Source organism: Vibrio sp. V38_P2S17PM301 (genome assembly GCF_009904845.1).
Classification (GTDB): domain Bacteria; phylum Pseudomonadota; class Gammaproteobacteria; order Enterobacterales; family Vibrionaceae; genus Vibrio; species Vibrio proteolyticus.
On sequence record NZ_WXWO01000104.1, the window covers coordinates 23,637 to 43,653 of the forward strand.

Genomic DNA, 20,017 nt, shown 5'->3' on the forward strand with positions numbered 1-20,017 from the left:
CTCTCTTATTTTTCTTTAAATCGATTCTCGTCCGGTGCCACGTTCAGAATTTGCAGTGTGCCTTTCATGATTTCGGAAAAGACCGGACCTGCAACCGAACCACCGTAAAACTGGTCGCCTTGCGGTTCGTTCACCACGACCACCATGGCAACCCGAGGATTACTGACCGGCGCCAAGCCAGCAGTCAGAGCCACGTATTCATCACTGTAACCACCCACCGCAGCTTTGCGCGAGGTACCGGTTTTGGCCGCCACACGATAGCCCGGCACGGCAGCTTTGGTCGCCGTACCGCCCGGCTGAGTCACCGATTCGAGCATGTTTAGCACCAGCTTGGCTTTGTCATGATCCATCACCTGACGTGATAAGTCCTGATCATTGTTCTCAATAATATGGATCGGCTGGTACTTACCATAATTACCTAATGTGGCATACGCATGCGCCAGTTGCAGCGGCGTGATGGAAATACCGTAACCAAACGCCAGTGTAGCGATCTCAAATTGTGACCAACGTCGCCGGTTGGGGAAAATACCGGTGGTCTCTCCGACCAGATTCAGTCCGGACACTTCGCCAAAACCAATGGAGCTGTACATGCCAAGCAACGATTCCAGCGGCATCCCCAGCGCCAGCTTCGCCACCCCGATGTTGCTCGACTTTTTCAAGATAGTGCGCAAGTCCGCTTTGCCGACTTTCGAGGTATCCCGAACCCGGCTTCCACCGATGCGCATAATGCCGTACCCAGTATCGATCACGGTATCCTTGTTCGCGGTCCCGTTTTCCAAGGCGGCCAGAACCACAAACGGTTTAACCGTCGAGCCCGGTTCCATCGCATCTGTGATGATGCGGTTACGCATTTTAAACGGCTGACGATCTTCGCGATTATTGGGGTTATAAGACGGTGCGTTCACCATCGCCAGTACCGCCCCCGTTTTCACGTCCAGGATCACCGCCGAGCCGGACGTCGCACGATAATCGGCTACCGCCTGCTTGATCGCCCGGTACGCAATCGCCTGAATGCGCTGATCGATGGTCAGCTTGAGCGGTTTACCTTCTTCACGCTCTTCCAGTGAGATGTTCTCCACCACCCGGCCGTAACGATCTTTCCGGATGATGCGTTTGCCCGCCTCACCCGTGAGCCACTTGTCGTAGCTGCGTTCCACGCCTTCCAGACCGTGACCATCAATGCCGGTCACACCGACTAAGTGTGCACTGACTTCTCCCGCCGGATAGTAACGCCGGGATTCGGCTTTCAGTCCGATACCCGGCAATTTAAGTTCGCGGATGTATTTGGCCATCGCCGGACTGACCTGACGCTGCAGGTAGATAAAGCGGCGTGTCTGATTCCCGTTGACCCGATCGATCAAATCCTGACGTTTCAGGCCGAGCACGTCCGCCAGCGCGTACCAGCGTTCAATGTCTTTCAGCCCGCCTTGTTTAAAAATGGTTACCGGGTCGGCCCACACCGCTTGTACCGGCACACTGACCGCCAGCGGCTCTCCATTTCGATCAGAGATGATCCCACGGGCGGAATGGAGAGTCTTGGCTCGCACCGAGCGCAAATCGCCTTCGCGGATCAGGTTGTCCGGTTCAATGACCTGTATGTAAGCAATGCGTACGACCAGCACCGCAAAGGCTAAAAAGACAAAAAACAACACCAGGTAAAAACGCCACTGGATCAGAATCGGCTTATCTTCCAGGACTTTACGAGTATTGGACGGCTTCTTGGCCGGTTTGGCTTTTTTCTTGGTCATTTTAGCGTCACGATCACTTCTTTCTCGGAATCCGGACGTTGCATATCCAGCTCGTCTTTGGCCACAGACTGCACCCGGCTGTGCTCCGCCAGAGCGGTCTCTTCCAGCAACAGGTTACGCCACTCGTTATCGAGTCGTTCACGTTCAGCCTGCGCCACGTCTTTTTCTGAAATGGCCTCTCGGGTGTGGTGGGTCATAAACACAACGCCCATGGCGCTGGCGAAAATCAATATCAGCAGTAACATCGGGATGCGACCCACGGTCAGCAGATCCGCTCCAATCAATTTGGCCAGGTTAGGCGTGTCTTTACTCATGCGTGTTATAGTTTTTCAGCTATGCGCAGTACGGAACTGCGTGAACGAGGATTGAGTTCAATTTCCTGTTTGGACGGTTTGATCGCCTTACCAATGGCTTTCATGTTGGCACTGCCCAACGCCTGGATCTGTGCTTCTGTCATCGGAATACCGTGTGGGACTTGGGGCCCTTGGCTCTCTTTACGAATGAAGCGTTTAACCATACGGTCTTCGAGAGAGTGAAAACTGATCACCGACAGACGCCCTTGCGGTGCCAGGATCTCCGCTGCCCCTTTCAGCGCGGTATCAATCTCTTCCAGCTCACTGTTGATGTAAATACGAAATGCCTGAAAGGCTCGGGTCGCCGGATGTTTTTTCTCTTTGAAGCTCTTTGGCGCCGCATCCGAGATCAATTTGGCCAGCTGACTGGTGCGTGTCAGCGGCTCGTTCTCTTCGTTTTCACGGTAAGCCACGATCGCCTTGGCAATGCGGCGCGCGTGCTTGTCTTCACCAAATTCACGGATCACCCAGGTAATGTCATCCAAATCCGCTTCCATCAACCACTGCGAGACCGGAATACCAGAGGTTGGATCCATACGCATATCCAGTGGTCCGTCTTTCATAAAACTGAAGCCACGTTCGGCGTCATCCAGTTGTGGTGACGATACCCCCAGGTCAAACAGAACACCATTGACTTTACCCGCTAGGCCATGTTGTTTGGCGTAGTGCGCGATTCCAGAAAACGGACCGTGCACAATCGTAAAACGAGGATCATCGATGGTTTTCGCTTCCGCGATCGCCTGAGGATCACGGTCAATGCTGTACAAACGACCGTTTTCCCCGAGCTGAGACAAGATGGTGCGACTGTGGCCACCACGTCCGAACGTACCGTCGATGTAAATGCCGTCAGGTTTGATCGCCAGTCCCTCGATGGATTCGTGGAGCAATACGGAAATATGTTGGAAAGATTCGGTCATCGTTATCTCGTCTAGCTTGGGCTGAACCATGAAAACAGGTAAAGGTTAAGTGTACTGATTTAGTACTATATCGCCACTGCTATCGCTGCCATCACGTGATATTGCGCTAAGTTTAGTGGCTTCAGAAACATTTTCGTCAGTAAAAAGCAAAAAACCCATCATAACCGAAAAGTTACGATGGGTCTGAATAGTGGGAGTCGACCTGTAAGCCGGGTTCTGTTCCGCTTGCGCGGCAGTAGCCATTCGTCTAGGCCAGCAATCGCTCACTGGCTCAAGCAACCTACCCGCCTCCTTACGCGAGCAACGCAATGTGGAGGCCTATTTGGTCTTGCTCCGGGTGGAGTTTACCTTGCAACGAACTGTTGCCAGTCGTCCGGTGCGCTCTTACCGCACCCTTTCACCCTTACCTGATCCCTTACGGGCCATCGGCGGTCTTCTCTCTGCTGCACTTGTCGTAGGCTTGCGCCCCCCAGGCGTTACCTGGCACCCTGCTCTATGGAGCCCGGACTTTCCTCCCCTCCATCAGTCTCCCCAACACTAGGCTGAAGACATCAATGAAGCAGCGACTACCCGGTCGACTCCGAGGGCGGATTGTATAGAGTTCTGTGACGGGTGTCTAGGAAGATCCGGCCTGGATGGCACTTTCCGCCTTAAGCGAGCAAAGTTTCACCAACAGCGCGCAAAATCTCACCCTTGTGACACTTAACCTAAATGTTCCAGGCCCCACTTATACAAAGCGTTTTTCTTCACGCTGTAGATTTCCGCCGCCAGGGCCGCCGCTTTCTTAAGGGGCAGTTCCTGAGTCAGAATCGCCAGCGTGCGGGTCGCTTCTTCCGGCAAACTGCCGTCTGAGCTGGCCCGGAACCCGTGCACCAGCAGCACCATCTCACCCCTCTGTTGATTGTCATCCGCGGCCACCCATTCAACCAGTTCAGCCAATGGCATACCCTGAATGGTTTCAAAGGTTTTGGTCAGCTCACGGGCCAGCACCACCTCACGCTCCGGGCCGAGGACCGCCAGCATATCCTGCAGAGAATCCGTGATCCGATGTGGTGATTCATAAAAAATGCAGGTGCGCTCCGCTTTGGCAATTTCAAGAAATTTGTCTTTACGCCCTTTGCTCTTCGCCGGTAAGAAACCTTCAAAACTGAAACGATCCGACGGCAATCCTGAGGCACTTAACGCAGTAATGACGGCGCACGCACCCGGTAATGGCACAACTTTGACGCCTGCCTGACGACATTGCGATACCAGATGGTACCCTGGATCACTAATAAGTGGCGTGCCGGCGTCTGACACCAAAGCGATGGATTGCCCGGCGAGCAATTTTTCGACTAAGACTTGTGCTTTTTGCTGTTCATTGTGATCATGTAGCGCATAGGTCTTCGTTTGAATATTGAAGTGAGACAGTAACTTCCCTGTATGGCGGGTGTCTTCGGCAGCAATCAGGTCCACTCCGTTCAGCACGTCCAGTGCGCGGTGTGTGATGTCGCCCAGGTTACCAATTGGCGTCGGGACGATATAAAGAGTCGGGACGTCCATTGGCAAAGTTTTATTATCTGTCATTTGTTTACCATCACTTCAACGATTAATATAGAAACAATTTTACACGCAAAATAAAGAACTCATGGCTATGAAAAACCACAAGAGAGTCAGTGTACCACGCTTACTCACTCCTGTTGCATTAGCAATTACACTGGCAGCTTGTTCGTCTACGCCTTCCACATCGGACGTGGACATCACCTCTGCCCCGACTCAATCCGCCCAGCGCTACCTGATGCAAGCCGACAGTACACAAGGCAGCATCCAGAACGATTGGCTAATCCTGGCGCTGAAAGCCGCTATCCAGGCGGGCGACACTCAGCAAGCGGAATTGATCGTTAACCGCCTGTCAAAGCAGCAGCTCAGCGACGCCCAGCAGGCCGAATGGCAATTGGCTCGTGCGCAACTGTTGGTGACGCAAGAGCGTTACCCACAAGCGCTGAAACAGCTGAATTTTCAGCCAAGCTGGCAACTGGATGATCAGCAGTGGCTGGAATACCATCAGTTGCGCGCCGAGTTACTGACCCGTCAGGGAAAATATTTCGATGCCAGTCGTGAGCTGACACTGGCCTCGCCATATTTGATTCCAAGCCAGCAGCCGATGTTGTCTGAGCAAATCTGGAGCAACCTGACCAAGTACAAAACCGACGACATTACCGAGCTGGCGGCCGCGCCGAACGAAGCTGTACTCGATGGCTGGCTGCAACTGGCGGTGTACGCGAAAACCATGACCAGCGATATTCCTCAGTTGAAAAATACTCTGGAAAAGTGGCTGGCAGAAAACCCGAATCATCCGGCGGCCCAGTACACACCTCAATCTCTGACCAACATCCTGGCGCTGGACATTATCAAGCCAGTGAATTCCGCACTGCTGCTGCCGCTTTCCGGCAAATACGCCAAACAGGCGCAACTGATCCGCGATGGATTCATGATGAAAATGATGAACGATCCTAACCGCGATCCAAACGCCTCACTGACGGTGATCGATACCAACACCAACTCTACCGAACAGATCAAACAGACGCTGGTGCAGAAAAACATCGATTTCATCGTCGGTCCGTTAACCAAAGAAAACGTTGAAGCCCTGCAACGTGAACAGAGCAGCCTGCCAGCGCCTATCCCAACACTGGCGCTGAACATTCCGGATCAACTCGAAGATGGCCCGGGCGTGTGCTATTTGGCGCTTTCCCCTGAACAGGAAGTGGCTCAGGCTGCCAAACACCTGCACGAGCTAGGCTACCAGTTTCCACTGCTCCTGGCACCGAAAGGTCGTTTGGGTGAACGCGTAACAGAAGCGTTTGAAAAAGAGTGGCGAAAATACAGCCCGAATAAAGTGGCGGTCAGCCTATTTGGTGATAAACGTCAGCTACAACGCAACATCAACACGGTTTTTGGCCTGCAAGACAGTCAACAACGTATCACTCAGATGCAATCCCTGATGCGCCGTTCACTGGAATCCCAGCCGCGCAGCCGTCGTGACATCGACGCGGTGTATATTGTGGCCAAAAGCTCCGAGTTGACACTGATCAAGCCATTTATCGAAGTCGCCATCAACCCGGATACCGCGCCACCGAAGCTGTTCGCTAACTCCAGCAGCAACAACGGCCGTAAACAGTATGAAGACCTGACCGGTGTTGCTTACAGCGATATTCCACTGCTGATCTCACCCGATCCACAAACAGCCGAGCAAATGGCGGAGCTGTGGCCACGTGAGTCCAACGTCGAGAAGCGTCTCAAAGCGATGGGCATGGACGCGTATACTCTGATGGAAGAGCTGCCACAAATGAAAGTGGTGTCTGGCTACACGGTGGATGGCCAAACCGGCATCCTGAGCATCGACTCACAGTGCGTCGTTCAGCGTGAAATCAGTTGGGGTGAGTACGGGAAAGCAACCCCAGTAACGACGACCGGCAGCGATGATATTGCCACGGACGAGTTGCCAACGGCGGAACCGGATGAAACTGCTGAAGAGCTTGAGCCGTCGCTCTAAAGGCGCTCACTACGAGACCGCAGCCAAAGAGTATTTACTTGGTTGCGGTCTGTCGTTAATTGAGAGAAACTTTAGCGCCAGAACGGGTGAGATCGATCTGATCATGCGTGACGGTGATACCATCGTCTTCGTAGAGGTACGCTACCGTACTCATCAGAACTTTGGTCATGCAGCGGAAACGGTTACGTATCAGAAAATGCAAAAGCTGATCCGGACAGCAACCCGTTGGCTACAAACCCAGAACCTTTCGGTTCACACAACCGACTTTCGGTTTGACGTCGTTGCCATTCATGATAACGGCAAGCAAACTGACTGGATAAAAAACGCAATAGTTCAAGGATAATCAATGCTCGACAGCATTAAAGACAGTTTCAAAGAAAGCATTCAAATTCAAATCGCTGCAGCCGAAGCGCTGCCCGATGCCATTACCCATGGGGCTCAGGCCATGGTCACCAGCCTGCTCAACGGCAATAAAATACTCTGTTGCGGCAATGGCGGCTCCTCTTCGAATGCTCAACAGTTTGTCTCTTGCCTGCTCAATCGCTTTGAAACCGAACGTCCCAGTCTGCCGGGCATGGCACTGACCGCTGACAATACCACGCTCACGGCGGTCGCCAACGACTATCATTATGAAGAGATCTTCTCCAAACAAGTACGTGCGTTCGGTCAGCCGGGTGACATTTTACTGGCAATATCCACCAGTGGTAACAGTAAGAACATCATCAAAGCGATGGAAGCGGCAGTGACTCGCGACATGACCATCATCGCTTTGACCGGCAAAGACGGCGGTGAAATGGCCGGGTTACTGGGCGAAAATGATGTGGAAATTCGGATTCCATCTCACAGAACCGCCAGAATTCACGAAGTCCATATGGTGACGTTGCACTGCTTGTGCGATCTTATCGATCAAGTTCTGTTTCCGACACACGAAGAGTAATGATGAAAAGCCTAAAAACCTTGCTACTGACTGCGGTTATCCTGTCGACCTCCGGGTGTGCGGGATTATTTGTCGCTGGTGCGGCAACCACCGCCAACATTGTGACCGATCCCCGTTCAACGCAGGAGATTTGGAATGACAACAACATTGAGTTTGAAGTCGCCGGTATTGGTAACAAAGCGCCGTACACTGGCAATGTGCGCATTGTGGCCAGTTCCTACAACGGCACTGTGGTTCTGATGGGACAAGCTCGTAACCAGGAGTTACTCGATCAGTTCGTTGCACAGGCTCGTGACGTCAAGGGCGTCAAAACCATCTACAATCAAGTCCGGCTCAAAGCACCACTCTCGGTTGGCGAAATCAGCCATGACAGCTGGATCACCACCAAAGTGAAGTCGTCGCTACTGGCTGACAGCGAGCTGACTACCGTCAAAATCAAGGTCATTACCGAGGACAAAGAAGTCTTTTTGCTGGGCTACGTCAAACGTGCGCACGCCGATAAAGCCGTCAACATCGCCCGAAATATCTCTGGTGTAAAGCAAGTCATCAAAGCGTTTGAATACGCCGACTGACGCTTAAATGAAGTCGATAAAAAAGCAGCGCTAATGCGCTGCTTTTTTTATTTCACGACTCTCAAACTCGGCCGTCCTTTGGGACGTGGTGCTTCGTCATCATCGTCGTCCGTGGTCTGGTTTTCCGCCGAGGTCGCTACAGTCAGACCTGTGGCTTCGGCTTCTTCAGCCAGCTCTTCCAGCGCTTCATCTTCATAAGCGATGTCGTAAGCTGGCTCAGGCTCAAACATGGTCCCTGCCCCATTTTCGCGTGCATAAATCGCCTGCACCGCGTATAGAGGCACAATCACCGAATGAGGACGTCCGCCGAAACGGGCGTTGAAGGTAATCGCTTCGTTCCCCAGTTCCAGATTCCCGACCGCTCGCGGAGCGAGATTGAGGATGATCTGGCCATCCTGGATAAACTCAACCGGAACCCGAACCCCAGGTAAAGTGGCGTCCACCACTAAGTGAGGCGTCAGATCGTTGTCAACCAACCAGTCATAAAACGCGCGCAGCATGTATGGGCGACGCGGAGTCATTTGGGCAATATCCATCGATTCTGTTAGCGAGCTAGGCGCATTTCTCGTTCAGCTTCAGTCAGTGAAGCCAGGAATGAATCACGTTCAAATACGCGGTTCATGTAAACCTTCAGTTCTTTTGAACCCGGACCTGTCAACTCAATACCCAGTACAGGCAAACGCCACAACAGCGGAGCCAGGTAACAGTCGATCAGGCTGAATTCTTCACTCATGAAGTATTCGTATTCAGCGAAAACCGGCGCCAGAGTCAGCAGGTCGTTGCGCAGTTTGTTACGCGCAGCTTCCGATTCTTCCGCAGTGCCTTTCACCACTTTCTCAGCCAGTGAGTACCAGTTTTTCTCAATACGGTAGATCATCAGACGGCTATTACCGCGGGCAACCGGGTAAACAGGCATCAGTGGTGGGTGAGGAAAACGCTCATCCAGGTATTCCATGATGATCTTCGAATCGTACAGCGCAAGCTCGCGGTCAACCAGAGTTGGCACTGTCTTGTATGGATTCAACTCAATCAGCTCAGCTGGCAGATTTGCTTCATCAACAAGTTCAACTTCTACACTGACGCCTTTCTCAGCCAGTACAATGCGTACCTGATGGCTATACATATCAGATGCGCTTGAAAATAGAGTCATCACAGAACGTTTATTGGCAGCTACAGCCATGGAGCCCTCCAGCACACTTACTTAAATAAAAACAATGGAGGCTAAGCCTCCATTGTAAACGTTAAAACGCGGAAATTAGCACGGTATGATAGCACAATTAGTGCACATCGCGCCAATACTCTTTCTTGAGTAACACGACCACGATGGTCAGCAGAACCAAGAAGCCCATCACCCACCAGCCAAGAGCATGACGCTCGAGCTTGACCGGGTCACCGGAGTACTCCAGAAAGTTCACCAGATCACGGACCGCTCTGTCGTACTCTTCGGTATGCAGCTCACCCGTTCCGTCGGTTTTGGTACCAACCACGACTTTATGCTCTTCACCATCCACCATTTTGGTTTCAAACACGGGCTGCGGAATCCCCTGCAGCTCTTCCAACACGTGAGGCATGCCCACACTCGGGAAAACGATGTTATTCACCCCAAACGGACGAGACGGATCGGCGTAAAATGAACGCAGGTAAGTATACAGCCAATCGGTACCACGCACGCGGGCCACCAGCGTCAAATCTGGTGGTGGCGCGCCAAACCACTTCGCAGCCGACTCTTCAGGAATGGCATTTTCCATCAAGTCACCAATTTTCGCTTCAGGATTGAAAATCAGGTTTTCTTTCATCAGATCAGCCGGAATGCCGAGGTCAGTCGCAACACGCTCATAGCGTTGATATTGCGCCGAGTGACAGCCAAAACAGTAGTTCATAAACAGTTTGGCACCGTTTTGCAGTGATGCCTCATCCGTCAGATCGTTGTTGGCTTGGTCCAACGGCACCTTCGCACCAGCAGCCATCGCCAGAGATGGCAGCAAAGCAAATAAAACTACAATCCATTTCTTCATTTGAAATTCACCCTCTCTGGTAATGGTTTGGTCGCTTCATTCTTGCTGTAGAAGAACAGCAGCACGAAGAACATGAAGTAACCTAAGCTAAAGATCTGCGCCAGCAGTGTGTATGTTGGAGTCGCAGGCAGCGCCCCCAGAATACCCAGCGCGATAAAGCAGATGGTGAACTGAATGATATTGATCAAATGAAGCTTGCTACGGTAACGGTAAGAACGCACTTTACAACGATCCAACCAAGGCAGCACAAACAGAACCACAATGGATGCCCCCATTGCGATAACACCCAGCAGCTTGTCCGGTACCGCACGCAGAATCGCGTAGAACGGTGTGAAGTACCAAACCGGTGCAATGTGCTCAGGCGTTTTCAGCGGGTTTGCCGCTTCAAAGTTAGGTGGCTCAAGGAAGTAACCGCCCATCTCTGGGTTAAAGAACAAGACATAACAGAACAGGAACAGGAAGCCTGCCACACCCACCAAATCCTTAACCGTACCGTACGGATGGAAAGGAATCGAATCGATGATGTCGTATTTCTTAGTGTAGTACTCGTGGAACTTGAACTGGCTCTGGTAATCGTCGCCCATAGAGCCTTTCGGCAGCTTAGTTTCGATGCCATCCGGGTTGTTAGAACCCACCTCATGCAGCGCCAGCACGTGCAGCACGATCAAGAGTAGTAATACGATCGGTAGTGCGATTACATGCAGAGCAAAGAAACGGTTCAGCGTCGCGCCGGAGATTACGTAGTCGCCACGAATCCATAGTGTCAGATCGTCACCGATCACAGGAATCGCACCAAACAGAGAAATGATCACCTGAGCGCCCCAGTAGGACATCTGCCCCCATGGCAACAGGTAACCCATAAAGGCTTCTGCCATCAGAACCAGGAAGATCAGCATACCGAACAACCACAGCAGCTCACGCGGCTTCTGGTATGAGCCGTAGATAAGTCCACGGAACATGTGCAGATACACCACAATAAAGAACGCCGATGCGCCAGTGGAGTGCATGTAACGCAGCAGCCAGCCGTATTCCACATCACGCATGATGTATTCGATAGAAGCAAACGCGCCGTCGCCGGACGGAACATAGTTCATAGTCAACCAGATACCCGTTAGGATCTGGTTAACCAGGACAAGCATTGCCAGTGAGCCAAACAAGTACCAGAAGTTGAAGTTCTTCGGCATTGGATACTCAGAAAGGTGTTTCTTGTACGCATTCATTGCGGGTATGCGTTTTTCTACCCAATCAAGTAGAGCTTGCATTATGCCTCCCCAGTTTCATCAATACCGATAATGATTTTGGTATCACTCAGGTACATGTGCTTAGGCACCACCAAGTTCAGCGGCGCGGGCACCCCCTGGAAGACTCGGCCAGCCATATCAAACTTCGAACCGTGACACGGACAGAAGAAACCTGACTTCACACCCTGAACCTGTTCGCTGAAACTGTCTGGTAAATAGGTAGGCGAACACCCCAGGTGAGTACAGATACCAACCGCGATGAAATACTCGGGTTTGATCGAACGGTACTCATTCTGAGCGTAATCCGGTTGCTGTGCTTCTTCTGAAGAAGGATCACGTAATTGACCGTCGATGACCTTCAGGCCGTCAACGATAGACTGTGCACGTCGAACCACCCATACAGGCTTACCACGCCACTCGACACGAACCATCTGCCCTTCTTCCAGTTTGCTGACATCAACTTCAACTGGGGCACCGGCAGCTTTCGCTTTGGCACTCGGGTTCCAGGACTTAATAAAAGGAACGGCGACAGCAGCTGCTCCAAGACCACCAACAACCGCCGTTGTTGCCGTCAAGAAACGTCTGCGACCGTTATTTAAAGGCGCATTGCTCATCCAACATTCTCCCATTTGCTCCTTATGGATTATCGTTATTCCGATGACAGAGCATGGCTAACAAAATACGATTTTCGTTGTATTTATTTGATGGGAAATGATAAATAAAACCCTACTTTTTGACAAGATAAAGCTACCTTTTTGTAACATTTGTGAAGTAAATCGCTTGTGAGGTCACAAAAGGGAGATAAGTGAAACAAAGCAGAATAAACGGCCGTTCGGGAGAGGATTTTCTTCGAGCAAAAAACAAAAAAGCCTGGCAAAAATGCCAGGCTTTTGACCCACAATCCGATATAAAAATCGGAGCGTTCTCTTTTCGTAAAAAGAGATTAACGCTTAGAGAATTGTGGACGACGACGTGCTTTACGCAGACCCACTTTCTTACGTTCAACGCGACGAGCGTCACGAGTAACGTAACCAGCGGCACGTAGAGCAGGACGTAGAGACTCATCGTATTCCATCAGAGCGCGAGTGATACCGTGACGGATAGCACCTGCTTGACCTGAAATACCGCCACCTTTAACAGTAACGTATAGGTCCAGTTTCTCAGTCATTTCAACTAGCTCAAGAGGTTGTTTAACAACCATGCGAGAAGTTGGACGACCGAAGTACTCATCAAGGCTACGCTTGTTGATTACGATGTTGCCGCTGCCTGGTTTGATGAAAACACGTGCAGCTGAGCTTTTGCGACGGCCAGTGCCGTAGTATTGATTCTCTGCCATTTCCGAAATCCCCGATTAGATGTCCAGTACTTGTGGTTGTTGAGCAGCATGGTTGTGCTCAGCGCCAGCGTAAACTTTCAGCTTACGGTACATAGCACGGCCAAGAGGACCACGTGGAAGCATGCCTTTAACCGCTAGTTCAAGAGCCATCTCAGGCTTACGATCGATCAGCTTTTCAAAAGTGATTGATTTTAGGCCGCCTGGGAACTCAGAGTGACGGTAGTACACTTTGTTTTTAGCTTTGTTGCCTGTTACAGCAACTTTCTCAGCGTTGATAACGATGATGTAATCACCAGTGTCAACGTGAGGAGTGTATTCAGCTTTGTGTTTGCCACGTAGGCGAGATGCAATTTCACTTGCTAGACGACCTAGAGTTTTACCCTCAGCGTCTACAACGTACCAGTCGCGTTTTACAGTTTCTGGTTTAGCAACGAAAGTTTTCATGCTAATAATAACCCGTTAATTTAAATTTACACTTAAGGAGCCTTAGCTCCCACTGACTAAGAGCCCAGTCATCACCCCTTCGAGTGGGTGGCACTCTCGACCCAACTTGGAAAAATTGAGTCTGCAGTAACGGTGGGTCGCAGGATTATAGAGAAGAGCGAAGAAAAAATCACCTCTTTTTGAACAAAATCACGAATTTTTTCTTCGTTGTCTAAAAATCGCAGACAGCCTTTAACCTAAATGCTCCCGAGCTAGGTATTCGTGACTCTGCATTTCAATCAGGCGTGACTGACAACGTTTGAATTCAAACTCCAGATGCCCTTGTGTATACAGGGCTTCTAAGGCAACTTCTGCCGAAATAATCAGTTTAACGTGTCGCTCGTAAAACTCGTCCACCAGAGCAATAAAACGTCGCGCCGCATCGTCAATATTGCGCCCCATTTGTTTCACGTCTGACAGCAATACCGTGTGATACAGTTTGGAGAGTTCAATATAGTCATTTTGGCTACGGGCGGTTTCGCACAGCTGGGCAAACGTCGCCTGAAGCACCCCGTCACAACTGGCGACAACCTCCAATTGACGATGATTGATGTCAATCTTCTGTTGGTAAGCTTTGTCTTCACCGACTAATTGACGGAAATAACGCATCAGATTACTGCGGGCGGCGTCATCAATTGGAAAGTGGTAAATCTCCGCCTGCTCCAGCGTACGTAGCCGATAGTCGACGCCACTGTCGACATTCAGGATGTGGCAATGCGTTTCGATCAATTCAATCGCCGGCAGAAAACGCGCACGCTGTAAGCCATTGCGGTACAGATCATGTGGCGGAATGTTCGACGTCGCGACCAAAATCACCCCGCGTCTGAACAGAGCCTGAAACAGAGTGCCCAGTATCATGGCATCGGTAATATCTGAAACAAAAAACTCATCAAAACAAATGACGTCCGCTTCCAACTTAAACTTATCAGCGACACACTCAAGCGGATCGCTCACCTCGGCCAGGGCCGCCAGTTCATCATGCACCCGGTACATGAAACGGTGAAAATGGACGCGCATTTTTTTCTGGATAGGTAAGGCGTCATAAAACGCGTCCATCAGATAGGTTTTACCGCGCCCCACTCCACCCCAGAAATACAGCCCTTTCGGCGCCTCCGCCTGACTTGCCTTTTTACCGGACAAACGCTGCCATAACGATCGCGTCGCTGGTGGCTGGTTCACATGCTCGAGAATCTGATGATAAAGGCTATCTAGGGCGTCGACAGCTTGTTGCTGAGCGGCATCGTGTTGAAAGCCAGGAGTTAAAAGATCGTTCTCGTATCGCTGCTTGGGAGTCATACACCTTTCCATTCAAACTTCTAATCGGAGCACACGCATTTTGCTTTATCCAATCTGGGACTCATAGTACCATGTGATTTGAACATGTGTAACCAACCGGTAAAAAACATGTTAAATAACAATGATAAGGAGCTATTATGCCTTGGATTTATGCCCTTGTTGGCCTGTTAGTAGGTGCGGTCTTGGGGATTGTGATTACCCGAATCATGACCCCTGAGTACAAAAAGCAAAAGAACATTCAGAAAGACCTGGATGCGGCTAAGTTCGAGATAGAGCAGCATCGCCAGGAATTGGCTGACCATTTTGCCCAGGCCGCAGAAATGCTGGATACACTGGGTAAAGATTACACTAAGCTGTATCAGCACATGGCGAAGACCTCTGTCGAGCTCCTTCCTAACCTGCCAGAGCAGGATAACCCATTCACGAAGAAACTCACCCAGGCGGAAGAGCCGCGTGATGTCGTGGATGAACTGAGCGAGCAGGCACCGAAAGACTACGCCAGCGGCGCCACCGGCTTACTGCGTGAGCAGGAGAAAGAGATCATTCGCTCCGCCGATGTGGTGAACGTCAAAGCCTCATAAATCACACTGGTGAACTAAACAAAGGTTTTTGAGTCATAACTCTCAGATGTAGCAATTGTTTTTTAATATTTCGGACAAATATTAACCTCAATGGCGTTAACTGAAAGGAGTTAAAACGATGAAAAAACCTTTGCTTGCCTTAACCATCCTGTCGTTAAGCATAAGTTCACTCATCACCCCTATATCGGCCACCGCAGCCTTGCCTTTTTCTGCCAGCGGTGAACAGCTGCCGAGCCTGGCCCCAATGCTGGAAAAAGTCACACCAGCGGTGGTCAGCATTGCCGTCGAAGGCACTCAGGTATCCAAACAGCGTCTTCCCGAACAGTTCCGTTTCTTCTTTGGCCCTGACTTTCCGACTGAGCAGCTTCAGGAACGTCCTTTCCGCGGACTGGGCTCCGGCGTAATTATCGATGCCGAGAAAGGCTATATCGTCACCAACTATCACGTCATCAACGGCGCCGAGAAAATCCGGGTCAAGCTGCACGATGGTCGTGAATACAAAGCAGAGCTGATCGGCGGCGATAAAATGTCTGACGTCGCGCTATTGCAGCTCGAGAAAGCGAAGAATTTAACGGAAATTAAGATTGCAGATTCGGATCGATTGCGGGTCGGTGATTTCGCCGTGGCCATCGGTAACCCGTTTGGCCTTGGCCAGACCGTCACCTCGGGGATTGTGTCAGCGCTGGGGCGCAGCGGGCTCAACATCGAAAACTTCGAGAACTTCATTCAGACCGACGCGGCCATCAACAGCGGTAACTCGGGCGGTGCTCTGGTCAACCTAAATGGTGAGCTGATCGGTATCAATACCGCCATTCTAGGCCCAAGCGGCGGTAACGTCGGTATCGGCTTTGCGATCCCGTCCAATATGATGAAAAATCTCGCCGACCAAATTCTGGAATTTGGTGAGGTCAAACGCGGCATGCTGGGGGTTCAGGGGGGCGAAGTCACCTCAGAGCTGGCTGACGCCCTGGGTTACGAGTCCAGTAAAGGGGCCTTTGTTAGCCAGGTGGTGCCTGACAGCGCCGCCGATAAAGCGGGGCTACAAGCTGGTGATGTCATCGTGTCGGTCAATGGCAAAGCGATCAACACCTTCTCAGAGCTGCGCGCTAAAGTCGCCACCCTGGGAGCTGGTAAAGAAGTCACGCTCGGCGTGGTACGTGACGGCAAAGAACGCAGCTTCCGGGTCACACTGGGCGAGCAAACCAACATCAAGACCGCTGCCGAGAAACTGCATGAAGGACTGACTGGCGCCGAGCTAACCAACACCACCAAAGGCGATCCGGTGACCGGCGTTAAAGTAACCGAAGTGAAAAAAGGCTCACCAGCTGAAGCTTATCAGTTGCAGACCGGCGACATCATCATCGGTGTGAACCGTCACCGGGTGAAAAACCTCGCGGACCTGCGTGCAGTGCTGGAGAAAAACCCGGGAGTTCTGGCGCTGAATATTCAACGGGGTGAACGTTCGATATACTTAGTCGTTCGCTAGACAAAACGCGACTCGCTTACCAAAGGGCAGCTCAGAGATGAGCTGCCCTTTTATTATTTTGAGATCTGATGCTATGCTCTGCGATTCGAATTATGTTAATTGGGGCGTTATGAGAAAACTATGCTGAAATTCCTGTTGCGGTCAGTGTTATTGGGTGTTCTGACTGCCGCTCTCCTGATCCTCGCGGTGCCTTCTTTGCGTTCCAATGTGATTCCCGTGGTCGACACCGCCAGCCCTCAAGATTTGAGCGACTTGCAGATTTCCTTCAATAGCGCTTACCGACGTGCTGCGCCGGCCGTGGTCAATATCTACAGCCGCAAGTATGCTGAAAATGACCGCACCAAATTGTCGACGCAGGGCTTGGGATCCGGCGTGATTGTGAACCCGAAAGGCTACATCATCACCAATTATCATGTCGTCGCTCAGGCCGATCAGATCATCGTAGCACTGCAAGACGGTCGCGTCGCCGCTGCGCAGCTGGTGGGCAAAGATCGCCGCACGGATATCGCGATTCTGCGTATTGAACTGTCCAGCCTGCCGGTGATCCCGCTCAACCCGAATTACTCGCCCAACGTCGGCGACGTCGTCCTGGCGATCGGTAACCCATACAATCTGGGACAGACCACGACCTTTGGCATCATCTCCGCTACCGGGCGTTCATCAATCAGCGCCGATGGACGCCAGGCCTTTATTCAAACGGATGCTGCCATCAATCAGGGGAACTCCGGAGGCGCACTGGTTAACACACGGGGGGAACTGGTTGGCATCAATACTGCATCGTTCCAACAAGCCACCGATCTGGAGACCTATGGTATCTCGTTTGCTATTCCGTATGCGCTGGCGAGTAAAATCATGGAAAAAATCATCGCTGATGGCCGGGTGATCCGCGGCTATATCGGTGTCGATGGTCAGGACATCAACCCGGTTACAGCCCGTCTGCTGGGTAATGAACATATGGGTGGTATCATCGTACTGGGGGTGGACCCCAATGGGCCTGCCAGCACCGCGGGCTTTCAGGCTCAGGACATTATCCTGAAAATCGATGGCGAAAAAGTCAACGGCCGACAAAGTGTGATGGACCTGGTTACTGACCTGCGTCCAGGTACCACCGTTGATGTGCTGATCCTACGTAAAGGCGAAGAGAAAACCCTGACAGTGACCGTTGCGGAAGACACCCGCTAGTACCGCGATTAAACCAACAGTCACAGATATAAACATCCCCGCTCATTGGCGGGGATGTTTCTTGTTACTCTTCTTCGGCAGGTTCCGTTGCGTCACTTTCCACGTCAATCCGGGTTACGCGCTGCAACCCCCTTGGCAGTAAGCTGCCACGACGGCCTCGTTCACCACGGAAATTCTCCAGGTCCGCCGGCTTCAGGCCTAACTTGCGTTTTCCGGCATAAAGCGTCACCGAGCAGCCTTGCGGCAAGGCCATCAGGTGCGAGACAAACTCTTCACGCTCTTTGGCTTTCGCTGCCGGAATGTTGATGATCTTGTTTCCTTTCCCTTTGCCCAGTTGCGGCAGGTCTTTGATCGGGAACAGTAACATCCGGCCCTGGTTAGTGATCGCCAGAATTTCATCGGAGTCGAGATCATTGATGCTTTGCGGCGTCATGATTTCCGAGTTTTGCGGCAATGTCACCAGCGCTTTACCACTGCGGTTTTTCGACAGCATATCCGCGCCTTTACACACGAAGCCGTAACCAGCATCCGAGCCAATCAACCACAGCTGATCTTCTTCACCCATCACAACCTGACGCACATGCGTGCCGGCACTAATATTGAGTCGCCCAGTGATCGGTTCACCCTGGCTACGCGCAGACGGCATAGAGTGCGATTCGAGTGAATAACTGCGACCATCACTGCCAAGGAATACGGCCTGTTGGTTGCTCTTACCGATGGCATGAGCCAGATACTTATCGCCAGACTTGTAGTTAAGCCCTTCCGCATTGACGTCATGACCTTTGGCGTGACGGATCCAGCCTTTTTCTGACAACACAACCGTGATCGGCTCACTTGGCACCAGGTCACGTTCAGTCAGCGCTTTGGCTTCCGCACGTTCTATCAGCGGTGAACGGCGGTCGTCGCCATACTTCTCAGCATCGGCTTTGATCTCTTTCTTCAGCAAGGTATTCAGACGGCGTTCGGAACCCAGCAGTTGTTCCAGTTTCTCACGCTCTTTTTCCAGCTCTTCCTGTTCACCGCGGATCTTCATCTCTTCCAGCTTAGCCAGATGACGAAGTTTGGTGTCGAGGATAGCGTCCGCCTGAATGTCGGTGATACCAAAGCGCGCCATCAGCACGGCTTTCGGATCGTCTTCGGTCCGGATGATTTCAATCACTTCATCGAGATTCAGATACGCGACCAGCAAACCTTCCAGAATGTGCAGACGTGCCAGCACTTTATCCAGACGGTATTGCAAACGACGACGTACGGTCTCACGACGGAACTCAATCCATTCGCTCAGGATTTGCACCAGCCCTTTGACTTGTGGACGGTTGTCCAGACCGATCATATTCAGGTTAACGCGGTAATTTCTTTCCAGATCCGTCGAGGCGAACAAATGGTTCATCAGTTGCTCGCTGTCGACCCGGTTCGAACGCGGAACGATCACGATACGCGTCGGATTCTCGTGATCCGATTCATCACGCAAATCGTCGACCATCGGTAGCTTCTTGGCGCGCATCTGGTTGGCGATCTGTTCCAGCAACTTCGCACCGGAAACCTGATGTGGCAACGCGGTCACCACAATGTCACTGCCTTCTTTGTGCCATACCGCACGCATTTTAATGCTGCCGCGACCGTTGCGATAAATCTTCTCGATTTCCGCTTTGGGTGAAATGATCTCCGCTTCCGTCGGATAATCCGGTCCTTTAACGTAATCCATCACCTCGGGCAGTTCCGCTTTCGGATTATCGATCAGGTGGATGGTCGCATCGGCAATTTCACGTACGTTATGCGGTGGAATGTCGGTGGCCATGCCGACGGCAATGCCAGTCACGCCATTGAGCAGAATATGTGGCAGTCGGGCTGGCAACATTTGCGGCTCTTTCATCGTGCCATCAAAGTTTGGTTGCCACTCAACCGTGCCCTGACCCAGTTCCCCGAGCAGTACTTCGGCAAACTTGGACAGTTTCGCTTCGGTATAACGCATCGCAGCGAACGATTTCGGATCGTCCGGTGCCCCCCAGTTCCCCTGACCATCAACCAGAGGATACCGGTAGGAGAATGGCTGCGCCATCAAGACCATGGCTTCGTAACAGGCGGAATCACCGTGAGGGTGATATTTACCCAATACGTCACCGACGGTACGCGCGGATTTTTTGTACTTAGCCGAAGCGGACAATCCCAGCTCCGACATGGCGTAAATGATACGTCGCTGAACCGGCTTCAGGCCATCACCAATGTATGGCAATGCCCGGTCCATGATGACGTACATGGAGTAATTCAGATAAGCGTCTTCGGTAAACTTGCGCAGTGGCAGTTGTTCAACGCCATCGTAGGTAATTTCAGTAGACAT

General features: G+C 51.6%; 20 protein-coding genes and 1 other RNA gene. 7 read left to right on the forward strand and 14 right to left on the reverse strand.

Annotated features, from left to right (window positions below):
• Positions 1–5 precede the first annotated feature (5 nt).
• The 5 genes from CAG64_RS21980 to rsmI all read right to left on the reverse strand — a co-directional run bounded on the left by CAG64_RS21980 (position 6) and on the right by rsmI (position 4,584).
• Positions 6–1,748, reverse strand: coding sequence for a penicillin-binding transpeptidase domain-containing protein (locus tag CAG64_RS21980; protein WP_021706963.1), 1,743 nt, complete (start codon positions 1,746–1,748; stop codon positions 6–8).
• Entirely contained in the window at positions 1,745–2,062 is a 318-nt protein-coding gene (gene ftsL, locus CAG64_RS21985) for a cell division protein FtsL (protein ID WP_021706962.1), read from the reverse strand. Before ftsL ends, CAG64_RS21980 begins: the two co-directional genes overlap by 4 nt.
• 5 nt (positions 2,063–2,067) lie before the next feature.
• Entirely contained in the window at positions 2,068–3,018 is a 951-nt protein-coding gene (gene rsmH, locus CAG64_RS21990) for a 16S rRNA (cytosine(1402)-N(4))-methyltransferase RsmH (RefSeq protein WP_161457507.1), read from the reverse strand.
• A 189-nt stretch (positions 3,019–3,207) separates the two neighbouring features.
• Positions 3,208–3,600: RNase P RNA component class A (rnpB, locus tag CAG64_RS21995), an RNA gene on the reverse strand.
• A 120-nt stretch (positions 3,601–3,720) separates the two neighbouring features.
• Positions 3,721–4,584 carry a 16S rRNA (cytidine(1402)-2'-O)-methyltransferase gene (gene rsmI, locus CAG64_RS22000; RefSeq protein ID WP_161457508.1) on the reverse strand — a complete coding sequence of 288 codons (864 nt, stop codon included), beginning with the start codon at positions 4,582–4,584 and terminating at the stop codon, positions 3,721–3,723.
• Positions 4,585–4,651: 67 nt separating this feature from the next.
• On the opposite strand from rsmI, the gene CAG64_RS22005 reads away from it, so the two are divergent.
• The 4 genes from CAG64_RS22005 to CAG64_RS22020 are packed head-to-tail and all read left to right on the forward strand — an operon-like array spanning position 4,652 to position 8,059.
• A complete protein-coding gene (locus CAG64_RS22005; protein WP_161457509.1) occupies positions 4,652–6,550 on the forward strand; it encodes a penicillin-binding protein activator in 1,899 nt (632 codons plus the stop codon).
• On the forward strand, positions 6,525–6,893 hold the full coding sequence (locus CAG64_RS22010) for a YraN family protein (protein WP_156008755.1): 369 nt from the start codon (positions 6,525–6,527) through the stop codon (positions 6,891–6,893). The genes CAG64_RS22005 and CAG64_RS22010 overlap by 26 nt, the downstream gene beginning before the upstream one ends.
• 3 nt (positions 6,894–6,896) lie before the next feature.
• Complete coding sequence (locus CAG64_RS22015; protein ID WP_021706956.1) at positions 6,897–7,487, forward strand: phosphoheptose isomerase; 591 nt, start codon at positions 6,897–6,899, stop codon at positions 7,485–7,487.
• Between the two features lie 2 nt (positions 7,488–7,489).
• Positions 7,490–8,059: a BON domain-containing protein gene (locus tag CAG64_RS22020; RefSeq protein WP_161457520.1), complete on the forward strand. Its 570-nt coding sequence runs from the start codon at positions 7,490–7,492 to the stop codon at positions 8,057–8,059.
• A 47-nt stretch (positions 8,060–8,106) separates the two neighbouring features.
• On the opposite strand, the gene sspB is transcribed toward CAG64_RS22020, so the two are convergent.
• The 8 genes from sspB to zapE all read right to left on the reverse strand — a co-directional run bounded on the left by sspB (position 8,107) and on the right by zapE (position 14,430).
• Positions 8,107–8,595: a ClpXP protease specificity-enhancing factor gene (gene sspB / locus CAG64_RS22025; RefSeq protein WP_161457510.1), complete on the reverse strand. Its 489-nt coding sequence runs from the start codon at positions 8,593–8,595 to the stop codon at positions 8,107–8,109.
• A gap of 8 nt (positions 8,596–8,603) precedes the next feature.
• On the reverse strand, positions 8,604–9,239 hold the full coding sequence (gene sspA / locus CAG64_RS22030) for a stringent starvation protein SspA (protein WP_021706953.1): 636 nt from the start codon (positions 9,237–9,239) through the stop codon (positions 8,604–8,606).
• 97 nt (positions 9,240–9,336) lie between these two features.
• Positions 9,337–10,074, reverse strand: coding sequence for a cytochrome c1 (locus CAG64_RS22035; RefSeq protein WP_021706952.1), 738 nt, complete (start codon positions 10,072–10,074; stop codon positions 9,337–9,339).
• Positions 10,071–11,336: a cytochrome b gene (locus CAG64_RS22040; protein ID WP_021706951.1), complete on the reverse strand. Its 1,266-nt coding sequence runs from the start codon at positions 11,334–11,336 to the stop codon at positions 10,071–10,073. The genes CAG64_RS22035 and CAG64_RS22040 overlap by 4 nt, the downstream gene beginning before the upstream one ends.
• The gene (gene petA / locus CAG64_RS22045) at positions 11,336–11,929 is read right to left on the reverse strand and encodes a ubiquinol-cytochrome c reductase iron-sulfur subunit (RefSeq protein ID WP_040903124.1); all 594 of its coding nucleotides are present in this window, start codon (positions 11,927–11,929) and stop codon (positions 11,336–11,338) included. The genes CAG64_RS22040 and petA overlap by 1 nt, the downstream gene beginning before the upstream one ends.
• Before the next feature lie 329 nt (positions 11,930–12,258).
• Positions 12,259–12,651, reverse strand: a complete 393-nt coding sequence (rpsI, locus tag CAG64_RS22050) for a 30S ribosomal protein S9 (RefSeq protein ID WP_021706949.1) — start codon at positions 12,649–12,651, stop codon at positions 12,259–12,261.
• Positions 12,652–12,666: 15 nt separating this feature from the next.
• Positions 12,667–13,095, reverse strand: coding sequence for a 50S ribosomal protein L13 (gene rplM / locus CAG64_RS22055; RefSeq protein WP_021706948.1), 429 nt, complete (start codon positions 13,093–13,095; stop codon positions 12,667–12,669).
• A 231-nt stretch (positions 13,096–13,326) separates the two neighbouring features.
• Positions 13,327–14,430 carry a cell division protein ZapE gene (gene zapE / locus CAG64_RS22060; protein ID WP_021706947.1) on the reverse strand — a complete coding sequence of 368 codons (1,104 nt, stop codon included), beginning with the start codon at positions 14,428–14,430 and terminating at the stop codon, positions 13,327–13,329.
• Between the two features lie 137 nt (positions 14,431–14,567).
• On the opposite strand from zapE, the gene zapG reads away from it, so the two are divergent.
• The 3 genes from zapG (at position 14,568) to degS (ending at position 17,679) form a co-directional block, all read left to right on the forward strand.
• Positions 14,568–15,011, forward strand: coding sequence for a Z-ring associated protein ZapG (gene zapG, locus CAG64_RS22065; protein WP_161453506.1), 444 nt, complete (start codon positions 14,568–14,570; stop codon positions 15,009–15,011).
• A 118-nt stretch (positions 15,012–15,129) separates the two neighbouring features.
• Entirely contained in the window at positions 15,130–16,497 is a 1,368-nt protein-coding gene (locus tag CAG64_RS22070; protein ID WP_161457511.1) for a DegQ family serine endoprotease, read from the forward strand.
• A 120-nt stretch (positions 16,498–16,617) separates the two neighbouring features.
• Positions 16,618–17,679 carry an outer membrane-stress sensor serine endopeptidase DegS gene (gene degS / locus CAG64_RS22075; protein WP_021706944.1) on the forward strand — a complete coding sequence of 354 codons (1,062 nt, stop codon included), beginning with the start codon at positions 16,618–16,620 and terminating at the stop codon, positions 17,677–17,679.
• Between the two features lie 64 nt (positions 17,680–17,743).
• Here degS and parC read toward each other — a convergent pair whose 3' ends face one another.
• On the reverse strand, positions 17,744–20,017 hold the full coding sequence (parC, locus tag CAG64_RS22080; protein WP_161453509.1) for a DNA topoisomerase IV subunit A: 2,274 nt from the start codon (positions 20,015–20,017) through the stop codon (positions 17,744–17,746).